The 16,820-nt window shown below is 27.8% G+C and carries 17 protein-coding genes; 8 read left to right on the forward strand and 9 right to left on the reverse strand.

The annotated features are described in order from the left end of the window. Window position 1: 1 nt before the first annotated feature. Window positions 2–1,390, reverse strand: coding sequence for a DUF1800 domain-containing protein (locus FIA58_RS11180; RefSeq protein WP_140962564.1), 1,389 nt, complete (start codon window positions 1,388–1,390; stop codon window positions 2–4). A gap of 91 nt (window positions 1,391–1,481) precedes the next feature. Here FIA58_RS11180 and FIA58_RS11185 point away from each other — a divergent pair, with 91 nt between their 5' ends. Then, window positions 1,482–2,102, forward strand: coding sequence for a murein L,D-transpeptidase catalytic domain-containing protein (locus FIA58_RS11185; RefSeq protein ID WP_140962565.1), 621 nt, complete (start codon window positions 1,482–1,484; stop codon window positions 2,100–2,102). A gap of 67 nt (window positions 2,103–2,169) precedes the next feature. Further along, window positions 2,170–4,383, forward strand: a complete 2,214-nt coding sequence (locus tag FIA58_RS11190) for an ATP-binding response regulator (protein ID WP_165928905.1) — start codon at window positions 2,170–2,172, stop codon at window positions 4,381–4,383. Between the two features lies 1 nt (window position 4,384). Here the strand turns inward: FIA58_RS11190 and FIA58_RS11195 are convergent, their stop codons facing one another. Further along, window positions 4,385–4,777 carry a DUF2721 domain-containing protein gene (locus tag FIA58_RS11195; RefSeq protein WP_140962567.1) on the reverse strand — a complete coding sequence of 131 codons (393 nt, stop codon included), beginning with the start codon at window positions 4,775–4,777 and terminating at the stop codon, window positions 4,385–4,387. Window positions 4,778–4,869: 92 nt separating this feature from the next. Between FIA58_RS11195 and FIA58_RS11200 the strand changes: the two genes are divergently transcribed. Further along, the gene (locus FIA58_RS11200) at window positions 4,870–5,040 is read left to right on the forward strand and encodes a hypothetical protein (protein ID WP_165928906.1); all 171 of its coding nucleotides are present in this window, start codon (window positions 4,870–4,872) and stop codon (window positions 5,038–5,040) included. A 69-nt stretch (window positions 5,041–5,109) separates the two neighbouring features. On the opposite strand, the gene FIA58_RS11205 is transcribed toward FIA58_RS11200, so the two are convergent. Genes FIA58_RS11205 through FIA58_RS11215 form a run of 3 tightly spaced genes read right to left on the reverse strand, consistent with a single transcriptional unit; the run spans window position 5,110 to window position 7,376 of the window. Then, window positions 5,110–5,625, reverse strand: a complete 516-nt coding sequence (locus FIA58_RS11205; protein WP_140962568.1) for a GNAT family N-acetyltransferase — start codon at window positions 5,623–5,625, stop codon at window positions 5,110–5,112. Continuing rightward, a complete protein-coding gene (locus tag FIA58_RS11210) occupies window positions 5,625–6,545 on the reverse strand; it encodes a TolB family protein (RefSeq protein ID WP_140962569.1) in 921 nt (306 codons plus the stop codon). Before FIA58_RS11210 ends, FIA58_RS11205 begins: the two co-directional genes overlap by 1 nt. A 6-nt stretch (window positions 6,546–6,551) precedes the next feature. Next, the gene (locus FIA58_RS11215; RefSeq protein WP_140962570.1) at window positions 6,552–7,376 is read right to left on the reverse strand and encodes an alpha/beta hydrolase; all 825 of its coding nucleotides are present in this window, start codon (window positions 7,374–7,376) and stop codon (window positions 6,552–6,554) included. Window positions 7,377–7,471: 95 nt separating this feature from the next. Here FIA58_RS11215 and FIA58_RS11220 point away from each other — a divergent pair, with 95 nt between their 5' ends. After that, window positions 7,472–9,592: an outer membrane beta-barrel family protein gene (locus FIA58_RS11220; protein ID WP_140962571.1), complete on the forward strand. Its 2,121-nt coding sequence runs from the start codon at window positions 7,472–7,474 to the stop codon at window positions 9,590–9,592. Window positions 9,593–9,742: 150 nt separating this feature from the next. Here the strand turns inward: FIA58_RS11220 and FIA58_RS11225 are convergent, their stop codons facing one another. Next, entirely contained in the window at window positions 9,743–10,309 is a 567-nt protein-coding gene (locus FIA58_RS11225; protein ID WP_140962572.1) for a YdeI/OmpD-associated family protein, read from the reverse strand. A gap of 19 nt (window positions 10,310–10,328) precedes the next feature. On the opposite strand from FIA58_RS11225, the gene trhA reads away from it, so the two are divergent. Further along, window positions 10,329–10,979, forward strand: coding sequence for a PAQR family membrane homeostasis protein TrhA (gene trhA / locus FIA58_RS11230; protein ID WP_243754666.1), 651 nt, complete (start codon window positions 10,329–10,331; stop codon window positions 10,977–10,979). Here the strand turns inward: trhA and FIA58_RS11235 are convergent. After that, window positions 10,957–11,724 carry a hypothetical protein gene (locus FIA58_RS11235; RefSeq protein WP_140962573.1) on the reverse strand — a complete coding sequence of 256 codons (768 nt, stop codon included), beginning with the start codon at window positions 11,722–11,724 and terminating at the stop codon, window positions 10,957–10,959. The genes trhA and FIA58_RS11235 overlap by 23 nt on opposite strands. Before the next feature lie 86 nt (window positions 11,725–11,810). Beyond that, window positions 11,811–13,697 carry a molecular chaperone HtpG gene (htpG, locus tag FIA58_RS11240; protein WP_140962574.1) on the reverse strand — a complete coding sequence of 629 codons (1,887 nt, stop codon included), beginning with the start codon at window positions 13,695–13,697 and terminating at the stop codon, window positions 11,811–11,813. Window positions 13,698–13,871: 174 nt separating this feature from the next. On the opposite strand from htpG, the gene FIA58_RS11245 reads away from it, so the two are divergent. Together FIA58_RS11245 and FIA58_RS11250 are read left to right on the forward strand one after the other, a co-directional pair. Then, window positions 13,872–14,345, forward strand: a complete 474-nt coding sequence (locus FIA58_RS11245) for a lipocalin family protein (protein ID WP_140962575.1) — start codon at window positions 13,872–13,874, stop codon at window positions 14,343–14,345. Window positions 14,346–14,356: 11 nt separating this feature from the next. Then, complete coding sequence (locus FIA58_RS11250) at window positions 14,357–15,052, forward strand: OmpA family protein (protein WP_140962576.1); 696 nt, start codon at window positions 14,357–14,359, stop codon at window positions 15,050–15,052. A 58-nt stretch (window positions 15,053–15,110) separates the two neighbouring features. On the opposite strand, the gene FIA58_RS11255 is transcribed toward FIA58_RS11250, so the two are convergent. After that, window positions 15,111–15,713, reverse strand: coding sequence for a hypothetical protein (locus tag FIA58_RS11255; RefSeq protein ID WP_140962577.1), 603 nt, complete (start codon window positions 15,711–15,713; stop codon window positions 15,111–15,113). A gap of 152 nt (window positions 15,714–15,865) precedes the next feature. Here FIA58_RS11255 and FIA58_RS11260 point away from each other — a divergent pair, with 152 nt between their 5' ends. Beyond that, the gene (locus tag FIA58_RS11260) at window positions 15,866–16,795 is read left to right on the forward strand and encodes an ABC transporter ATP-binding protein (protein ID WP_140962578.1); all 930 of its coding nucleotides are present in this window, start codon (window positions 15,866–15,868) and stop codon (window positions 16,793–16,795) included. Window positions 16,796–16,820: the final 25 nt, after the last annotated feature.

Here is a 16,820-nt window from a genome sequence, read left to right on the forward strand (position 1 = left end):
ATTAGATAATTTGAAACTCTGGTAACTTTGTAATATAGGTGAACAAACGTAAAACAGCTGCAGCTGCACTTTCACTCTTTGGATTAAAATCATATTTGAGTATGCTTTCCATGTCTTTTTGAGTAGTTTCATTAAGGGTAAACAGTAATCGATCTGTTAGTTCTTTTATAATGGTTTTATTGGTACCATTGGAATCGAAATCAATTTTTCCTTTTTGAACTTTTCTTTGCTTCATATCCTCTTCATCCATTTCTTTCATTCTTCTAGCGATTAAATTTTGGCCGTTAACAAAAAAATCAGTTGCATTGTTGCGTTGTAAATAAATTTGAGAAGTCATCCAATTGTTGCCTCCTAACCAGCCTTTTACATTAGGTTGGTTGAATAATTCCATGCCTTGTTGTTTTAAAAATTGAATAACAACCATAGAATTTGTCTCCTTAATTTGAAGTTCGTCAATGAGTTGTAATGCATAGACTAAAGGGTCTTTAATTTTGCTGCCAGCTGTGTTTTTTTCAAATTCTTCAGTAAAAATTTTAGTTAATAATGGTTGAATTTCATAATCTACTGATTTAAAGTAATTTCCATAATAGGTTATTAATTCATTAGTAGGATTGTCATAAATGAACCATTTCAAGAGTTTCTCAGTTAAAAAATAGGTTGTATTTTTTTGCTTAAAAATGATATCAATTATTCCTTCTACTTTAAATTGTCCAGTTTCTCCTAAATATGTAATGGTGTCATTGTCTTCTATTGATTTTCTATAAGTGGCTTTTTCATTTCCTAAATTTAAACCCGCTAGAGCTTTAGCTCCATTTTTTACATCTTCTTCAGTATAATGACCAATTCCAAGTGTAAAAAGTTCTAGTAATTCTCTACTAAGATTCTCATTTAATTTTCCTTTTCGATTATCTACATTATCAAGATAGCGAACCATAGCGTTGGATTGAATGATTTTCTTTGTGAGTTCTCTGAAATTGCCAAAAGCATTTTCTCTCAAAATCATATTGTGTTGATAAACCCAATAATTAACTTTTACTTTTTGAATCGTTGAAACGAAGTGATTGTGCCAAAAACAAGTCATTTTTTCACGAAGTGGTAATTCTTCATTTTGCATTTTTTCTAACCACCATTTTCTTAATTCATTAGCCTCATTAACTTGTTTTTTTATAAGTTTTTTTTGTTGGAGTGAATCTGCTTTTTTTATTTCTTGACGAATAGCTTTTAATTCTGCTAGTGTTTTTGGACTATCCTTTAGAAAAGCAGGTGTTGTTGTGGTTACTTTTGATTGGAAAGATTGTTCTAGAAAACCAGTAATCCCTAGTTTTTCAATAACATTACTTTGTTTATTTGAAAATCCTAATCGTAAAGACCAAAGTGTATTTGCATTCATAATTACCAACTTTTATAAATTTTAGATAAAAATTAACACAAAAGGTTTAAAATAAAATTTAATATTACAAGATGCTATATTAATATGTACTATGAAAAAAATTCTATTTATAAGTTTTATTGGTTTATTATGTTGTAATAATAATAAAATTTCTGAAAACAAATCAGTTTCTGTTATTAAAGAGGAGAGTTTTAAAGATTATTCTACTTTTCATAATGAAGCTAAAGCTTATATTAAACAAAATAATTTTAATAAGGATTTCTATTACCTGATTGATTTGAATGAGCATTCTGGTAAGAATCGATTTTTTATATATGATTTTAAAACGAATTCAATTATTGATAAAAATTTAGTAACACATGGTAGTTGTGATCAATTTGAAGAAAATCCTGAAAAATGGCAAAAAGTAAAGTTTGACGTAAGAAGTGATAGTCATTGTTCAATGAAAGGAAAGTACAAAATAGGTAAAAGAGATTATAGTTCGTGGGGAATAAATGTTAAATATTGGATACATGGTTTGGAAGAGACTAATAGTACAGCTGTTAAAAGAGTAGTGGTTTTGCATTCATGGGATGCTGTTAAAAATGAAGAGATTTATCCCAAGTATAGTCCATTAAGTTGGGGCTGTCCTGCGGTTTCTAATGAATTTATGAAAAAGATTGATAATCAGTTAAAACAAGTTGAAAAACCTGTTTTATTATGGATAATGTAAAAAATGTTTTTTTATATTATTTTTTTCATACATTTATTGACCTAATGTTGCTTAAATGTTAAATCGATTGAAAGTAAATAAAAGTGAAAAAGGTATACTTTTATTACTTGATGAAGCTAATCAAATTAGAATCAATAATCTGCCAAAGAGTATTACTCTAGCTCATACTGCGTTAGATTTAAGTTCTCAAATAGGTAGCAAACCTTTATTGGCTAAAAGTTATAGCCAGTTGGGGTTATATTACATGGTTATTGGTGAAATGGATAAATCTGAAACTTATTCTAAGGAAGCTTTAGCTATTTTTACAATACTAAAAGATGAAAAAGGAATAGCTGATGCTAAATATAGTTTAGCTGGAGTTTACTATAAAACGAATTTGTATCATTTGGGGCTGATATCTTTTATAGATGCCTTAAAAATATATCAAAAAGAAGGTGATTATTACAATCAATCTAGAACAGAAAAGTCATTAGGTACTATATATGGCTATATTGGAGATCAAAGTAATGCTTTAAAATCATATAATTGCGCTATTAAAAATGCAAGGAAAATAAATGATTTTAATTTAGAGTCTAATGTTTACAATAACTTATCGGGCATTCTCGCAAAAAATGGCAAGCTGAAATTTGCTATGGCTTTCATCAATCGATCAATTGAACAGAAAGAATTTACTAATGATATAAGAGGGATGGCTTATGCCTTGTATGGTAAAGGAAAAGTTTACTTTTGTTTGAAAGAATATGAAAAAGCAGAAGATTTTTATTTTAAAGCTTTAAAAATTCATGATGAAATGGGAGAGAATACAGGTCGTGCTATGACTTATACAAAGTTGGGCGAACTGTATTACGCTAAAAACAATTTAGATTTAGCTTTAAAGACGGCATTTATTGGTCTTGAAATAGCGACATCTCTTAAATTAGCAATGTCAACAATTAAACTAAAAAAGTTAATCTATATCATTTATAAGGCTAAGAATGAACCTGCATTAGCCTTAGATTATTTTGAACGATATCAGAAGGAAAAGGAGAGTGTAATAAATTCTCAAACTTTAAAAGTAATTGAAAACTATGAATTGATTTCTAAAATGGAAGTTTTAAAAAATGAGACAAAACTTCATAAAGAGAAACAATTATTACTTGAAAAGAAAAATCAAGATGAAGCCAAAGCAATAAAAATGAGACAAGACTTCTTATCTATAATGAGCCATGAAATTAGAACACCTTTAAATGCAATAACTTCAATTGTCGAATTACTAAATGATGAAATAAGTAATGAAGGTAGAGAGTTACTAAGTAGTCTGAAATTTGCTTCATCAAACCTTATTAATATTGTTAATGATGTATTAGATTTTACAAAGCTTGATTCAAATAAATCAAAATTAGAAATTACTCAAGTACAATTAGCTAGGTTGGTAAAAAATATTGTTAGTGTATATGATAAACAAGCTATGGAGAAAGGTTTGGTTTTAAAGTTAAGTTGTTCAATTCCAGATAAAAATTCATATAACTTAGATGAAACTAAATTAACTCAAGTTTTGAATAACTTAATTAGTAACGCTATCAAATTTACTGAAAAGGGTAATGTAGAATTAAAAATTAATGAGGTTAAATCTACTTCAAAAAAGGATACTATTTTATTTGAAGTAATTGATTCTGGTGAAGGTATTTTAAAAGAAAACTTAGATGAAATTTTTGAAAGTTTTTCACAAGTAAAGCCTATTTTGACACGTAAACAAGGTGGAACTGGTTTAGGTCTTGCCATTGTTAAAAAAATAATAGAACTATATAATAGTAAAATTAAAGTTAGAAGCGTAGTTGGTAAGGGAACGACTTTCTATTTTAAATTAAAAGTTCCTAAAAAGCAATTGGTCGAAAATGATTTAATCGAAAAAAAAATAGTTGTAAAAAATATTAATTTAAAAGGTAAGAAAGTACTAATAGTAGAAGATACTGTTATAAATGCAGTGTTACTTAGTAAATTACTCTCAAAATGGGAAATAGAATCGGAACATGTTGAAAATGGAATGCTTGCTTTAGAAAAGGTTAAAGAAAACTTTTATGATTTTATTTTAATGGATATTCATATGCCAAATATGAATGGATTAGAGGTAACTAAAATTATAAAAACTACTACTAATTTAAATACAAAAACACCAGTTATAGCATTAACTGCAGATACCATGGTGACTTCAAAAAACTATGAAACTAATCATTTTAGTGGTTTTTTATGGAAACCTTTTGAAATTGATAGACTGAAAGAAGTTTTGGAGAGAGTTTTTTAAATTATTTATCGTTTAAATCACTTAAATGCAATCGCAAAGCTTTTACAGAAATACTAATTTCCCAAAAAGAAAGACCTAAGGAAATAAGTAGACACAATAAAGATAATCCAAAAAGGTAAATTCCTGTTAGTTGATGTCCTATAAATAAAAGTAACATAGCAAAGACTGATAAAAATAAGCACATTACTCCAAATAATTGCATGTATCTTATAAGTGTTAATCTTAAATTTAAATTCTTAATTTCAAGTAATATAAGTTTGTTTTCTTCTTCATCGTAAGTCTTTTTTAAACTCCTAATAATTTGTGCGATGGTTAAAAAGCGATTCGTATATGCCAAAAGAATTAAAGAAGTTGCAGAAAATAAAAGAGCAGGAGTTTCAATAGATAAATTCATAAGAAAATAATTTCAAGGACAACCAAAGGTCGATAAAAATTTGGCAAACAAAAAAAAATAGCTAATTAAATTATAAATAACTAGCGATTTTTATGAAATCATTATTTTCTTCATTAATTGATTTTTCAAATTCTTCAAGATTATTAGCTTTTTTAAAAAGTGTCAATGCACCTTCTAAGCTAAAATTATCTTCAGTAAATTCAGGATCATTTTCTTGTAAAGAAACAGTACTAATTCCTAAAATAAAAGAATTAATGTTGTGATTTTTTTTATAACGTAAAGTCTTAATGTCTATTTATTAGATTAAACCTTTTTTAATATGTATAACCTTTTTAAAGAGACCAATCACTCTTTTTAATTTCGTAAATAGGATTTCCTTCAATACCTAAATTTGATGTTGAATAATCAATTACAGTTCCTCCTAGTTTTGACATAGCTTTTTGAGAGCGAAAGTTATTTTTGGCGACATGAAAATGAACCTTATTTACATACTGAAAGGCATAATCTAACATTAATTTTTTTATTGAACGATTGTAGTTTGTTCCCCAATAAGATCTTGCTATAAACGTAAAACCTATTACAATCGTACTTTTTGTACTGTCTAAATCATAAAAACGAGAAGAACCAATTGTTTTGTCAGTACACTTATCAATAATAAGAAAAGCACCTTTAGTATCCATTGCTTTTTCAAAAAAAGATTCGAAAACGTCTCTTTTATATCTGTCATTATTAGGATGTTGTTCCCAAATTAATGGATCAGATGCTACTATGAATAAGTTTTCAAAATCATCTTTTTCCAATGGTTTTAACCTGACTAACTTATTTGCAAGATTGGGCTGTAAATTCATTATAATTTTAAATTAGTTTTATAAATTCTACTAAAACCATTTTTATATTGATTAATTTCTTTTTCAAATTCGTCAGTGGTTTTAAAAGGTTTATTAGTAACCAAATTCCTCCTACTTGTGAAATATAATATGCCAGTATTAGTATCATAAAAAGGACAATAATCCATTGCTGTAGAGTTTATTTGATTTCCTAAATTTTTGGCTATTTCCCAATTTCCATCTTTGCTTTTATAACTAATGTAAAGGTCACCGCTTCCTAAACCATCTTTTCTGTTGTAAGCTGTGAACATTAAAAAGCTTTCATCTGGAGCAATAAATGCATTAAACTCATAGCCATTACTGTTAATAGCTGTTCCTAAATTTTCTGGCTTAGTATATTTATCGTTTTTCCAATGACTTACAAAAATATCATCTTTACCAAAAGAATTTTCGTTCTCTGAAGTATAATAAATATTGCCATTTAGAGCAACCGAAGGATAAAACTCATCTTTATCGGTGTTTATCGGCATACCTAAATTAATGGGTTTAGACCAATTTTCAGTTATAGTTTTTCGTTCTACATACCAAATGTCATAATCTTTACTTTTTGTAACCGTATCACTCAATGGTCTGTTGGATGCAAAATATAATCGGAGATCATCATGACTTAAAAAAGGTTCAATGTCTCTATGATTACTTGAAAAAATAGCTAATTGTGGTTTGGTCCATTTGTTTTTTACTTTTTTTGTGTATAAAATTCTTGAGACTTCTTCGTTGGAACTCTGAAGTGTAAAATATACTTCATCTTGATTTTTTGAGATGGCTAAGTCTCTACAATTTGAATATTGTGCTAAAAAATCAAAGGCAGGTTCTATATTCTCTTTTTGCGCAACAAGTATTGAAAAATTACAGAAAATAATGAAAATTAAACTTTTATTCATAACTGTTTATTTTGGTTCTTTATATGGGAATTCTAGTAAAAAAGCTTGATACAAACTGTTGTGTAAAATAGTTGCATGATTTTCTTTTGAAAAAAAATGAAAATTTGTTTTTATCGTATTTGGATATTTTTTTAATTCTGAAGCTAAAGTCTTAGCATCTTTTATCATTACTTTGTGTTCTTCACCTACTGCAACATAGACATAAATAGGCTTTTTTATTTTTGATAAATAGTTAGAGGCATTGTGTAGTAAAGATTCATCATCCCACCATAAACTTGGACTAATGATAAAGTAATGTGTAAAGAGTTCTGGTTTTTTAAATAAAATCTCAGCAGCTAATAAACCTCCTAAAGATTGTCCTAGTATGTATTTTTTATCTGAGACTTTATAATTCTTTGTTATAAATGGTTGAAGTTCTTCAGCAATGAAATTAATAAATTTTTCTGAACCACCAGTTGTAGGAAAGTCTTTTTTTAAGTCTGGAATTTCAGTTGGATATGTAAAGTCGTGTTTTCTGTCTTTATTTGCAATTCCTACAATTATAGTTTTTGGCATACCTAATTGAAGATTGAAAAATTGTACTAAACCCGTTACGTGTAAAAAATCTTCATTGCTTGAGCCATCTAATAAATATATTACAGGATAAGGAATAGAATCGTTTTTTTTATAACCTTCTGGTAAATAAATGTTTAAAATGCGATCTTGAGAAAGAATTTTTGATGTGATTGTAACTGTTTCTCCTATTGAAAACTCTTTTTTTGTTTCCTGACTAAAAATAGTAGACGGAATTACGAAAATTGCTAATAAGATGAATGCTATGCTTTTTTCCATTATGTTTTAATTGTTTTTCAAATATAAACATTTATCGTTTTTATTTGTAACTATTACTGTTGTTATTAGTCTAATTAATTAAAGCTAAATTCATAATGAGAAATAAAACTGTTTTGGTAGTCTTCTTTTTTAATATAGTATTATCTAATGTTTTTGGACAAGAAAAGGATTCAAAAGCAAAAGAAAAAGAGGTTGAATTGAAAGAGGTAGTGCTAACCAAACAAAAAAAAGCTATTGAACAAAAACCAGATAGAACTATTTTTGATTTTGAATCACAAGCGCATTTGAATTCGGGTTCTGTAATGGAGGGCTTAAAGAAGTTACCTGGTTTGATTATCTCTGATGTAGCAGGAATGATGTATCAAGGAAAGCAATTAGAAGTTTTTTTAGATGGTAGACCCTTAAACATTTCATCAAATGACTTAAATTCTTTTTTAGAAGGTATGCCAGCAAATAGTATTGAGAAAGTGGAAATAATAACACAACCTGGTGCTGAATTTCCTGCTACGTCTGGTGGAGCAATAATTAATATCATAACTAGTAGGAGAGCAAAAAGTTATTTAAGTGCGACATATTCTTCAGGTTTTAACTTCACAAATTATGATAAATTTAGAACGCGATTCAATAATAGCTTGCTACTAAGTGCAAAAAACAGGTATTTTGGATGGCAATTAAATGTAGGTCAAAATTATAGAGAAAGTGCACTTTGGTCTACAATATCTACTAAATCAAATGGAAACACAACCATTTTATCTGATACTGATGCTGATAGAACAGGACGTTCAACTTTTGCAAAGTCAGCCTTAACTTTTGATTTTAAAAAAGATCGGTTGTTGTTAAATTATGATGTAAATTATAACAATAACGATTCTTATGTTTTAGGAAATGGATTAGGCTTTCAAACTAATGATTTTAGTAAAAATAAAACCTTCAGACAAGATGTAGTTGCTACTTATCAAAAGCGATTTGATGATTATGATAAAAAGCTAGATTTTAGATTTAATTATAACAGAAGTGACAATGATTTTAATCTCGATTCAAGACTACAGAATACAAATGTTTTAGATAATACATCTGTTTATGATTATGTGAATTTTAAAATCGATTATTCGCAAGAATTAAAACTTTTAGATGAAGGGAAAATGAGTGTTGGAACTTTATTTGATAATCTTGCTTTTGAAACAAAAAGTTTTGGGTTAACCAATTTAGATTATTCTAGAAGAACAGCAGCAACTTATTTAGAATTCCAATCTTCTTATAAAAAAATTGATTTTATTTTAGGAGGAAGAGCAGAAGATTATGTAATTAAAGGAAATACTGATACAACTGAATTAATTCCTTTTAAGCAATTCCGATTTTTTCCGAATGCCACCGTACAATATAATTTTGCGCCTCAAATTTTTTTCAATGTAAATTATAATAAGAAAATTAGTTTACCAAGTACTTCTTCATTGAATCCCAATAATACAAATTATCAAAATCCTAATATCAATTATTCTGGTAATCCTCAATTGCAACCAACAATTTTTGACAATTTTGAAGTGAAAGTAAGTGCTTTTGATTACGCTTACATAGGATATAACGTAAGTGTTGCTAAGAATCAGGTGATAAATAGAGTCTTGGAAAATAATAATATAGTTTCAAATACTACTATTAATGTACCCGAACTTAAAATTCATAATTTAAGTATAGGTTTACCTATCCCTTATATGCTATTTACAAAAGGATTGAATGAAACATTAAAATTTGATTTTAATCCAGATAAAATTAATTTTTTATATGTGTATACTGGGTATCAAATTCATCAAATACCAGATTTAAATACAAAAGGGTTTTGGATGTTTAATTTGATGTCTCAAATTTTGTTATCAAAAGAAATTAAATTTGTAACGAATTATAGTTACAATACTAAAGGAGGAAATTACTATTATTTTATTGCGAAAGAGCCATTTAATCATAGTTTAGATGTTACTTTTTCTAAAAAGTTTTTAAAAGATAAATTATCAGTATCTATCAATTTTGATGATGTTTTAAATACAAATCAACAAGGTTTTGGTTCATCAGGAACCAATTTGTTATTACAAAGTAAAAATGATACGAGAAGAATTGGCTTTACTATTAATTATAAAATTCCTACCAAAAATAAATTAGCAAAAGAAGATCCAAATCTTTTAAATAAGGAGAGAAAAGAAAACAATCAATTAATAACGAATTAGATAAAAAACAAAACCGTCTAAAAAAATAATTTTAGACGGTTCTATCATGCTTGATCTGTTTGTTTGTTGATACAAATCTAATAAGACTTTTCGAATTTGCTTTACAAGAAAAATATAGAATTTGTTAAATGTTTAGTTTTTAAAAATAGTTTACCTTGATTTGATGTTTTTCTCACATAGTTCTATTATTTGACGAATTCTATCTTGTCTTGTTGCTTCTCTTTTGGCTTGATTTAACCAATATAAGTAACCCTTTCGATAAGATTTACTAAAGTTAGTATAGTTTGTAAAAGCAATAGTATTGTTGTTAAAAGCAATTTGTAAGTCATTTGGGATTTCTAAATTTTCAACAGCATCTAAACTTTCCCAAGAACCATTTTGTTTGGCTGTTTCAATTTTTTTTAGACCACTTTCATGCATTAAACCCACTTCAATTAGGTCTTTTATATAGGTCTTATTAAGTTTACTCCAAACACTTTTATCTTTTCTAGGAGTAAACAATTGTTGTCTTCTTTCTTCATCTACTTTTTTAACAGTAGAGTCTATCCAGCCATAGCAAATAGCTACTTTAACAGCCTCTTCCCACCTCATGCTTTCAGTTTCACTAGCTACTTTAAAAAAAATTAAATAAACACCCTTAGCGGAATCATGATTATCATGTAGCCATTTTCTCCAATCGGAATCGTTTTTAAAGTATAAAATAGGTTTTTCGTTCATGTGTTTTTAGTATCTTTATATGAATAATAATAAGTTTTTTGTGATGTTATTAAAAGTCAAAAATAAGGAAGAATTTTTAAATACTATTTCACATGGGTTTGGTATAGTGTTGGGGATTTTTGGATTAGTGTTTTTGTTATTAAAGAATAGAGAAGTAAATCATTTTAGTACCTTAAGTATTTGGATTTACGGATTTTGTTTGATTGCGTTATATACTGCTTCGACAGTTTATCATGCATTAGAACATGAAGTAAAGAAGAAAAAAGCTCAAATTTTTGATCACATAGGTATTTTTCTTCTCATTGCAGGAACTTATACACCAGTATGTTTAATTACATTGGAACAAACTACTGGTTGGAGGTTGTTTTTTGTGATTTGGAGTATTGCAGGAATTGGGTTAGTAATGAAATTATTCTTGACAGGAAAAGTGGAAAAATTATCCTTAATAATGTATTTAGTTATGGGTTGGTTAGTAGTAGCAGAATTGAATCAATTAATGAATTTGCTTTCTACAGAAGCATTAACATATTTAGCTATTGGAGGCGTTTTTTATACATTAGGAACTATTTTTTATGCTTCTAAGAGAATTCCTTACGGACATTTTATTTGGCATTTATTTGTTCTTGGAGGAAGTATCTCGCATTATTTTATGATTTATAGTATTGTTTAATGTCTTTCAAATTTTCATAGGTTGCATTAATAAATTCAACAGAAATTAATTCACTTAATGTGAAAATTATTTCAAAAATTTCTTTTTCAAGAATTTCTACTTTTTCACCCTTATTAATTAGTCTAGTGATACTTTTTTTTCTCACATTGATTGAACTTCCTTGTTCTAAAAGTTGATTTAATTCTTGTAATTCGTTGTTATTTACATATACAGATGTTACGAAAAAATTTAATTCTGTATCTTTAGATGATATGTCTTTATGATGTTCTAAATTATTTCTTAATGTAGTATAACCCATTAATATTTCTTTAGTATTTTCATCAATATTAAATTTTTTAAGTTTATCGGAAAATCCAAAGTATCTATTAGTTGAAACTTTATTTATCATTTCATCTAATTGTTTTTGTAAAAATGAATTGAATTCTTTTTTAGACTTTATTTCATAATCATTTTTATATTCTCTATTAAATAAATCTGTTGTAGCTATTAATTTATCTATGAAATTCTGAAAACTTCTTATAGTTGAAATAAAGGTTTTATTAATTTCGTTTTTTATTATTACTTGTCTTTCATGTATCAGTAGAGGCATTTTAATTAAGTTTCCTAATTTAACTTCTCTGTTTAAAATCGAGTCATTATTAATATTCTCTAATAAAATTTGTAAAGATAAAATATGAGAATGTAATTCTCTTCTTAGTTCATCTCTATAAACTGAAACGTTTATATCAACTTTAAAATTATACATTTGTTTTACGTTATTAAAAATTCAAACATACAAAAAAACCTGCAAATTTTAACTTGCAGGTTTGTCTTAATTCATGTGCCTTGATATTATTTCAAAGTCTCAAAACTACGTTTTACAAAAGAAGTTAATTCTTCTCCTTTTAATAAACCTTGAGATAATTTAGCTAAATCTAGAGCTTGTTTTACTAAGCTAGCTTTTGCGTCTTCATTTTCAGTACTTAGAATTGAAGTGGCTAATTCAGAATTGGTATTTACCACTAAATTGTACATTTCAGGTAAATTACCCATTCCAAACATGCCTCCACCACCAGACTGACTCATTTCTTTCATTCTTCTCATGAATTCTGGTTGTGTAATCATAAATGGAGCCGATTTACTATCCATTGCTTCTAATTGAACTGAATAGGTTTCTTTTGGAACAATAGTTTCTAAAACTGTTTTTAAACTTTCTTTTTCGTCTTCAGATAATTTAGAAATTTGATTTTCTTCTTTTTGAATTAATTTTTCAATTACATCTCCATCTACACGAGCAAAAGTTAAGTTCTCATTGTCAGCCTCTAATTTTTGAATTAAATGCGATACAATTGGACTGTCTAAAAGTAATACTTCGTATCCTTTTTCTTTAGCACTTTCTATATAACTGTGTTGTGTTTCTTTGTTGGAAGCATAAAGAATAACTAGTTTTCCGTCTTTATCGGTTTGTGTGTCTTTTAGTTTTTCTTTTAATTCTGCTAAAGTAAAATAGGTATTGTCAATTGTTGGATACAATACAAAATCACCTGCTTTTTCATAGAATTTTGGTTCTGAAAGCATTCCATATTCTAAAACAATTTTAATGTCATTCCATTTTGCTTCAAAATCTTCACGATTTTCGTTAAATAAAGATTTTAATTTATCAGAAACTTTACGTGTAATATAATTTGAAATTTTCTTAACATTTCCGTCTGCTTGTAAATAAGAACGAGAAACATTTAATGGAATATCTGGTGAATCAATAACTCCTTTCAACATGGTTAAAAACTCAGGAACAATTCCATCTACATTATCTGTTACAAAAACTTGATTTTGATATAATTGAATTTTATCCTTCTGAATTTGTAAATCAGCAGCTAGTTTTGGGAAATATAAAATACCTGTTAGGTTAAAAGGGTAATCAACATTTAAATGGATATGAAATAATGGATCGTCAAATTGCATTGGGTACAATTCACGATAAAAACTCTTGTAATCCTCGTCTTTTAAATCAGTAGGTTGTTTAGTCCAAGCTGGATTAGGATTGTTAATAATGTTTTCTACTTCTTTGTATTCTGTTTTATAATCTTCTGGAGCATCTTCTGGTTTTGGTAACGCTTCTTGCTTAGTTCCAAATTTAATTGGAATAGGCATAAATTTGTTGTATTTCGTTAATAAACCTTTAATCTTGCTTTCTTCTAAAAATTCTAGTGAATCTTCTGCTATATGAAGAATGATTTCAGTTCCTCTTTCGGTTTTATCATGAGGTACTAATGTAAATTCTGGGCTACCATCACAGGTCCAATGAGCTGCTGGCTCATCTTTAAATGATTTAGTTATAAGCTCTACTTTTGAAGCTACCATAAAAGCAGAATAAAACCCTAAACCAAAATGACCTATAACACCTGAATCTTTGGCAGAGTCTTTATATTTTTCTAAAAACTCTTCTGCACCTGAAAATGCAATTTGATTGATGTACTTTTCAACTTCTTCCATAGTCATACCTAAACCTTGGTCTATGATATGTAATTTTTTGCCTTCTTTGTCAATTTTTACCTCGATTTTTGGATTGCCATATTCTACAGCAGCTTCACCTATACTGGTTAAATGTTTTAATTTTAAAGTTGCATCTGTAGCATTTGAGATAAGTTCACGTAAGAAAATTTCGTGATCACTGTACAAAAACTTTTTGATTAAAGGAAAGATGTTTTCTACTGATACATTAATTTTTCCACTAGACATATTTATGATTTTTTAATTATACATTTTGATTTAATTCCTATTCAAAAGGAATACCAATTTAAGTAAACTGACAAATTGGCTGAATGGAAATTCTGCAATTGAAAAATGAGATTATATAAAAAAAAGATAAAGAAATAGATTTACATTTGTAAAAGAAATTAAAAAAATACAAATATGAAAAAAGTTTTAATAATTATGAGTTTAGTTGTAATGCTAGTCTCTTGTAAGTCGAATTCACCTGTTGGAACGAAACTAGATATGAAGACAGAGGTTGCTTTAAAAGGGAATTGGAGTATATCGTCAGTTACTTATCCAGGTTCAGAATATATTAAGGTTACGTCTTTTAATATTGAAGATTCTCAATGTTTTGTAGGAAGTGAATGGAGTTTTATTTCAAATAATAATAAAGGAGAAATGAGATTAACAAAGGCAGCATGTAGTGGTTATAATTCACCTATAACTTGGTATATAAATAAAGATGGGAAATTAGTAATGAAATTTTTAGAAGGAGTAAAAGCTAAAAAAATGGATATTGGATATGTTTTAACAGTTACTAATGTTACTGAAAATTCATTTCAATTAATCGATAACATTAATGTAGGAGGTAAAAATACTAATGTAGTATATCAATTTATAAGAAATAATTAAAAATTAATAATATGAAAAAATCAATATTAATACTGACAGCTATTTCAATAAGTTTGTTAGTTAGTTTAAATAGTTGTAATGCAGTTAAGAATACAAATAAAACCCAAAGAGGAGCTACTATTGGTGCAGTTGGTGGAGCAATAATTGGTGGTGTATTAGGAAATAACATTGGAAAAGGTGGTAATGGAGCCCTTGGAGCTGTAATAGGTGGTGTAGTTGGTGGTGTTGCGGGAGGTGTTATTGGAAATAAAATGGACAAGCAAGCAAGAGAAATAGAAACAGCTTTACCAGGAGCAGAAGTAAAGAGAGTTGGAGAAGGAATACAATTAGTTTTAGGAGAAAGTTCTGTGAATTTTGATTTTAATAAAGCTACATTAACAGCTTTAGCAAAACAAAACTTAGATAAATTAGTGCCTGTTTTTAAAGATTATGCAGATACAGATATTACTATTTTTGGATATACTGATAGTAAAGGTGCTGATGAGTATAATTTAAATTTGTCACAGCAACGTGCTACAAGTGTGAAAAATTATATGACACAGAAAGGAATTTCTTCTTCTAGATTTGTAATTAAAGGCATGGGAGAAGCTGATCCAATTGCAGATAATGAAACTGATGCAGGAAGAAGCAAAAATAGACGTGTTGAATTTGCTATTGTTGCTAATGAAAAAATGATTGAAGATGCTAAAAATGAATCTCAAAAATAAAATATTGTTTCAATGCTAATAAAAAAGACTGTTTTAATACAGTCTTTTTTGTTTTATATTAATAATATTCGTCAAATTTATAAATGATTCCTCCAGTAACATTATACATAATTCCAGTAATAGAATTTGGATACCCTTGATAAGTAAATTGACCATCAAAGCCATAATGTTGTGATAAATTAATAATAACAGAAGTGTCAATTGCAAAATATAAACCCTGTGATATCTTAATTTTCGGAGTTAAACCAATAATAGCATTTGCAGTATTGTCTGCATTAGTATATTCGGTAGATTTAATAAAAGAATAACCACCTCCAGCATGTGCTGATAAATTAAACGAACTGTATAAACTTGTAGGATCAATTAAGTCAGAAATGTTAGCTGTTGCTTGTAAAGAAATTCGTGTAACGTTTACTCCTGTCTCTTTGTTAAAAAAATCCCCATTTGATCTAAATTGGTCAGAGCCAAAATCTAATTTAGCACCAAAAGACTCATTAAAATCATATAGAATTCCACCACCAAAGTGAGAGAAATTTGTAATACTTGGATTCATTACTCCGTTTAAGCCATAGTTTACTTCTATACCAAATTGTGCTTTTGAGGAATTGGAAAATAAAAAGAAAGCTAAAATTAGGCTAAATGTGAAAAAATTTCGTGTCATTTTGAATTTTAATAGGTTGTTATTTTGGGAGTCGCAAGATAGAAATTAATTTTTATCTAATGAAGCCCTTTTTATTAACAATTTAGTGTTTTTAAATGTTAACAGGATTAAAGTCATTTTATTTGTAAGTTTGTTGAAATTTTAATTGAAAAATGTTAAAAGTATCGAATATATCTTTTTCTTACACAAGTGATCCATTGCTTAAAAAAATGAGTTTTTCCTTAGCGAAAGGTAGCTTTTTGGCGCTTATTGGAGAAAGTGGTTGTGGGAAAAGTACACTATTGAAATTAATATATGGTTTACATGATTTAGAATTGGGTTCAATTTTTTGGAATGATGATTCTGTTTTAGGTCCAAAATTTAATTTAGTACCTGGAATGCCATATATGAAATATTTGGCTCAAGATTTCGATTTGATGCCTTATGTGACTGTTGCAGAAAATGTGGGTAAATTTTTATCGAATTTTTATCCAGAAGAAAAAGAAAGAAGAGTGAATGAATTACTTGAAGTAGTAGAAATGACAGGGTTTGCGAATACAAAGGCTCAACTATTAAGCGGTGGTCAAATGCAGCGAGTAGCTTTAGCAAAAGTCTTAGCTTTAGAACCAGAATTGTTATTGTTAGATGAGCCCTTTAGTCATATTGATAATTTTCTGAAAAATAGTCTTAGGCGTAAAATTTTTAAATATTTAAAGAAAAAAGAAATTACTTGCATTATAGCAACACACGATACTAATGATGTGCTTTCGTTTTGTGATGAAGTGTTAGTAATGAAAGAAGGAGAAATAATTGATATAGGGCAGACAGAAGAAATTTATAGGTATCCTAGTTCATTTTATTCAGCATCTTTATTTGGAGAAGTAAATGAAATAAAATGGGAAGAAAATGAACTATTTGTTTACCCACATCAATTGGAAATGTCCCTAAATTCAACTTTTGAAGTGGAAGTAAAAGAATCTTATTTTAAAGGAGATAAATACCTTATTGAATCTGTCTTTAATAATCAAATTGTGTTTTTTGAGAGTAAATATAATATAGAACGAAACACTAAAATAGGTTTGAAAATAAAAATAGACTTGTAAAAACTACAAGTCTATTTTTTAGTTT

Origin of the sequence: Flavobacterium jejuense (assembly GCF_006491595.2) — a bacterium.
Taxonomy (GTDB): Bacteria; Bacteroidota; Bacteroidia; order Flavobacteriales; family Flavobacteriaceae; genus Flavobacterium; species Flavobacterium jejuense.

Coding starts and splice junctions, on each gene's coding strand:
- FIA58_RS11200 (WP_165928906.1), top strand. CDS start 4,870: ATGAAATCATTATTTTCTTCATTAATTGATTTTTCAAATTCTTCAAGA.
- FIA58_RS11180 (WP_140962564.1), bottom strand. CDS start 1,390: ATGAATGCAAATACACTTTGGTCTTTACGATTAGGATTTTCAAATAAA.
- FIA58_RS11260 (WP_140962578.1), top strand. CDS start 15,866: ATGTTAAAAGTATCGAATATATCTTTTTCTTACACAAGTGATCCATTG.
- trhA (WP_243754666.1), top strand. CDS start 10,329: ATGAATAATAATAAGTTTTTTGTGATGTTATTAAAAGTCAAAAATAAG.
- FIA58_RS11210 (WP_140962569.1), bottom strand. CDS start 6,545: ATGAATAAAAGTTTAATTTTCATTATTTTCTGTAATTTTTCAATACTT.
- FIA58_RS11195 (WP_140962567.1), bottom strand. CDS start 4,777: ATGAATTTATCTATTGAAACTCCTGCTCTTTTATTTTCTGCAACTTCT.
- FIA58_RS11205 (WP_140962568.1), bottom strand. CDS start 5,625: ATGAATTTACAGCCCAATCTTGCAAATAAGTTAGTCAGGTTAAAACCA.
- FIA58_RS11225 (WP_140962572.1), bottom strand. CDS start 10,309: ATGAACGAAAAACCTATTTTATACTTTAAAAACGATTCCGATTGGAGA.
- FIA58_RS11255 (WP_140962577.1), bottom strand. CDS start 15,713: ATGACACGAAATTTTTTCACATTTAGCCTAATTTTAGCTTTCTTTTTA.
- FIA58_RS11215 (WP_140962570.1), bottom strand. CDS start 7,376: ATGGAAAAAAGCATAGCATTCATCTTATTAGCAATTTTCGTAATTCCG.
- FIA58_RS11220 (WP_140962571.1), top strand. CDS start 7,472: ATGAGAAATAAAACTGTTTTGGTAGTCTTCTTTTTTAATATAGTATTA.
- htpG (WP_140962574.1), bottom strand. CDS start 13,697: ATGTCTAGTGGAAAAATTAATGTATCAGTAGAAAACATCTTTCCTTTA.
- FIA58_RS11245 (WP_140962575.1), top strand. CDS start 13,872: ATGAAAAAAGTTTTAATAATTATGAGTTTAGTTGTAATGCTAGTCTCT.
- FIA58_RS11235 (WP_140962573.1), bottom strand. CDS start 11,724: ATGTATAATTTTAAAGTTGATATAAACGTTTCAGTTTATAGAGATGAA.
- FIA58_RS11185 (WP_140962565.1), top strand. CDS start 1,482: ATGAAAAAAATTCTATTTATAAGTTTTATTGGTTTATTATGTTGTAAT.
- FIA58_RS11250 (WP_140962576.1), top strand. CDS start 14,357: ATGAAAAAATCAATATTAATACTGACAGCTATTTCAATAAGTTTGTTA.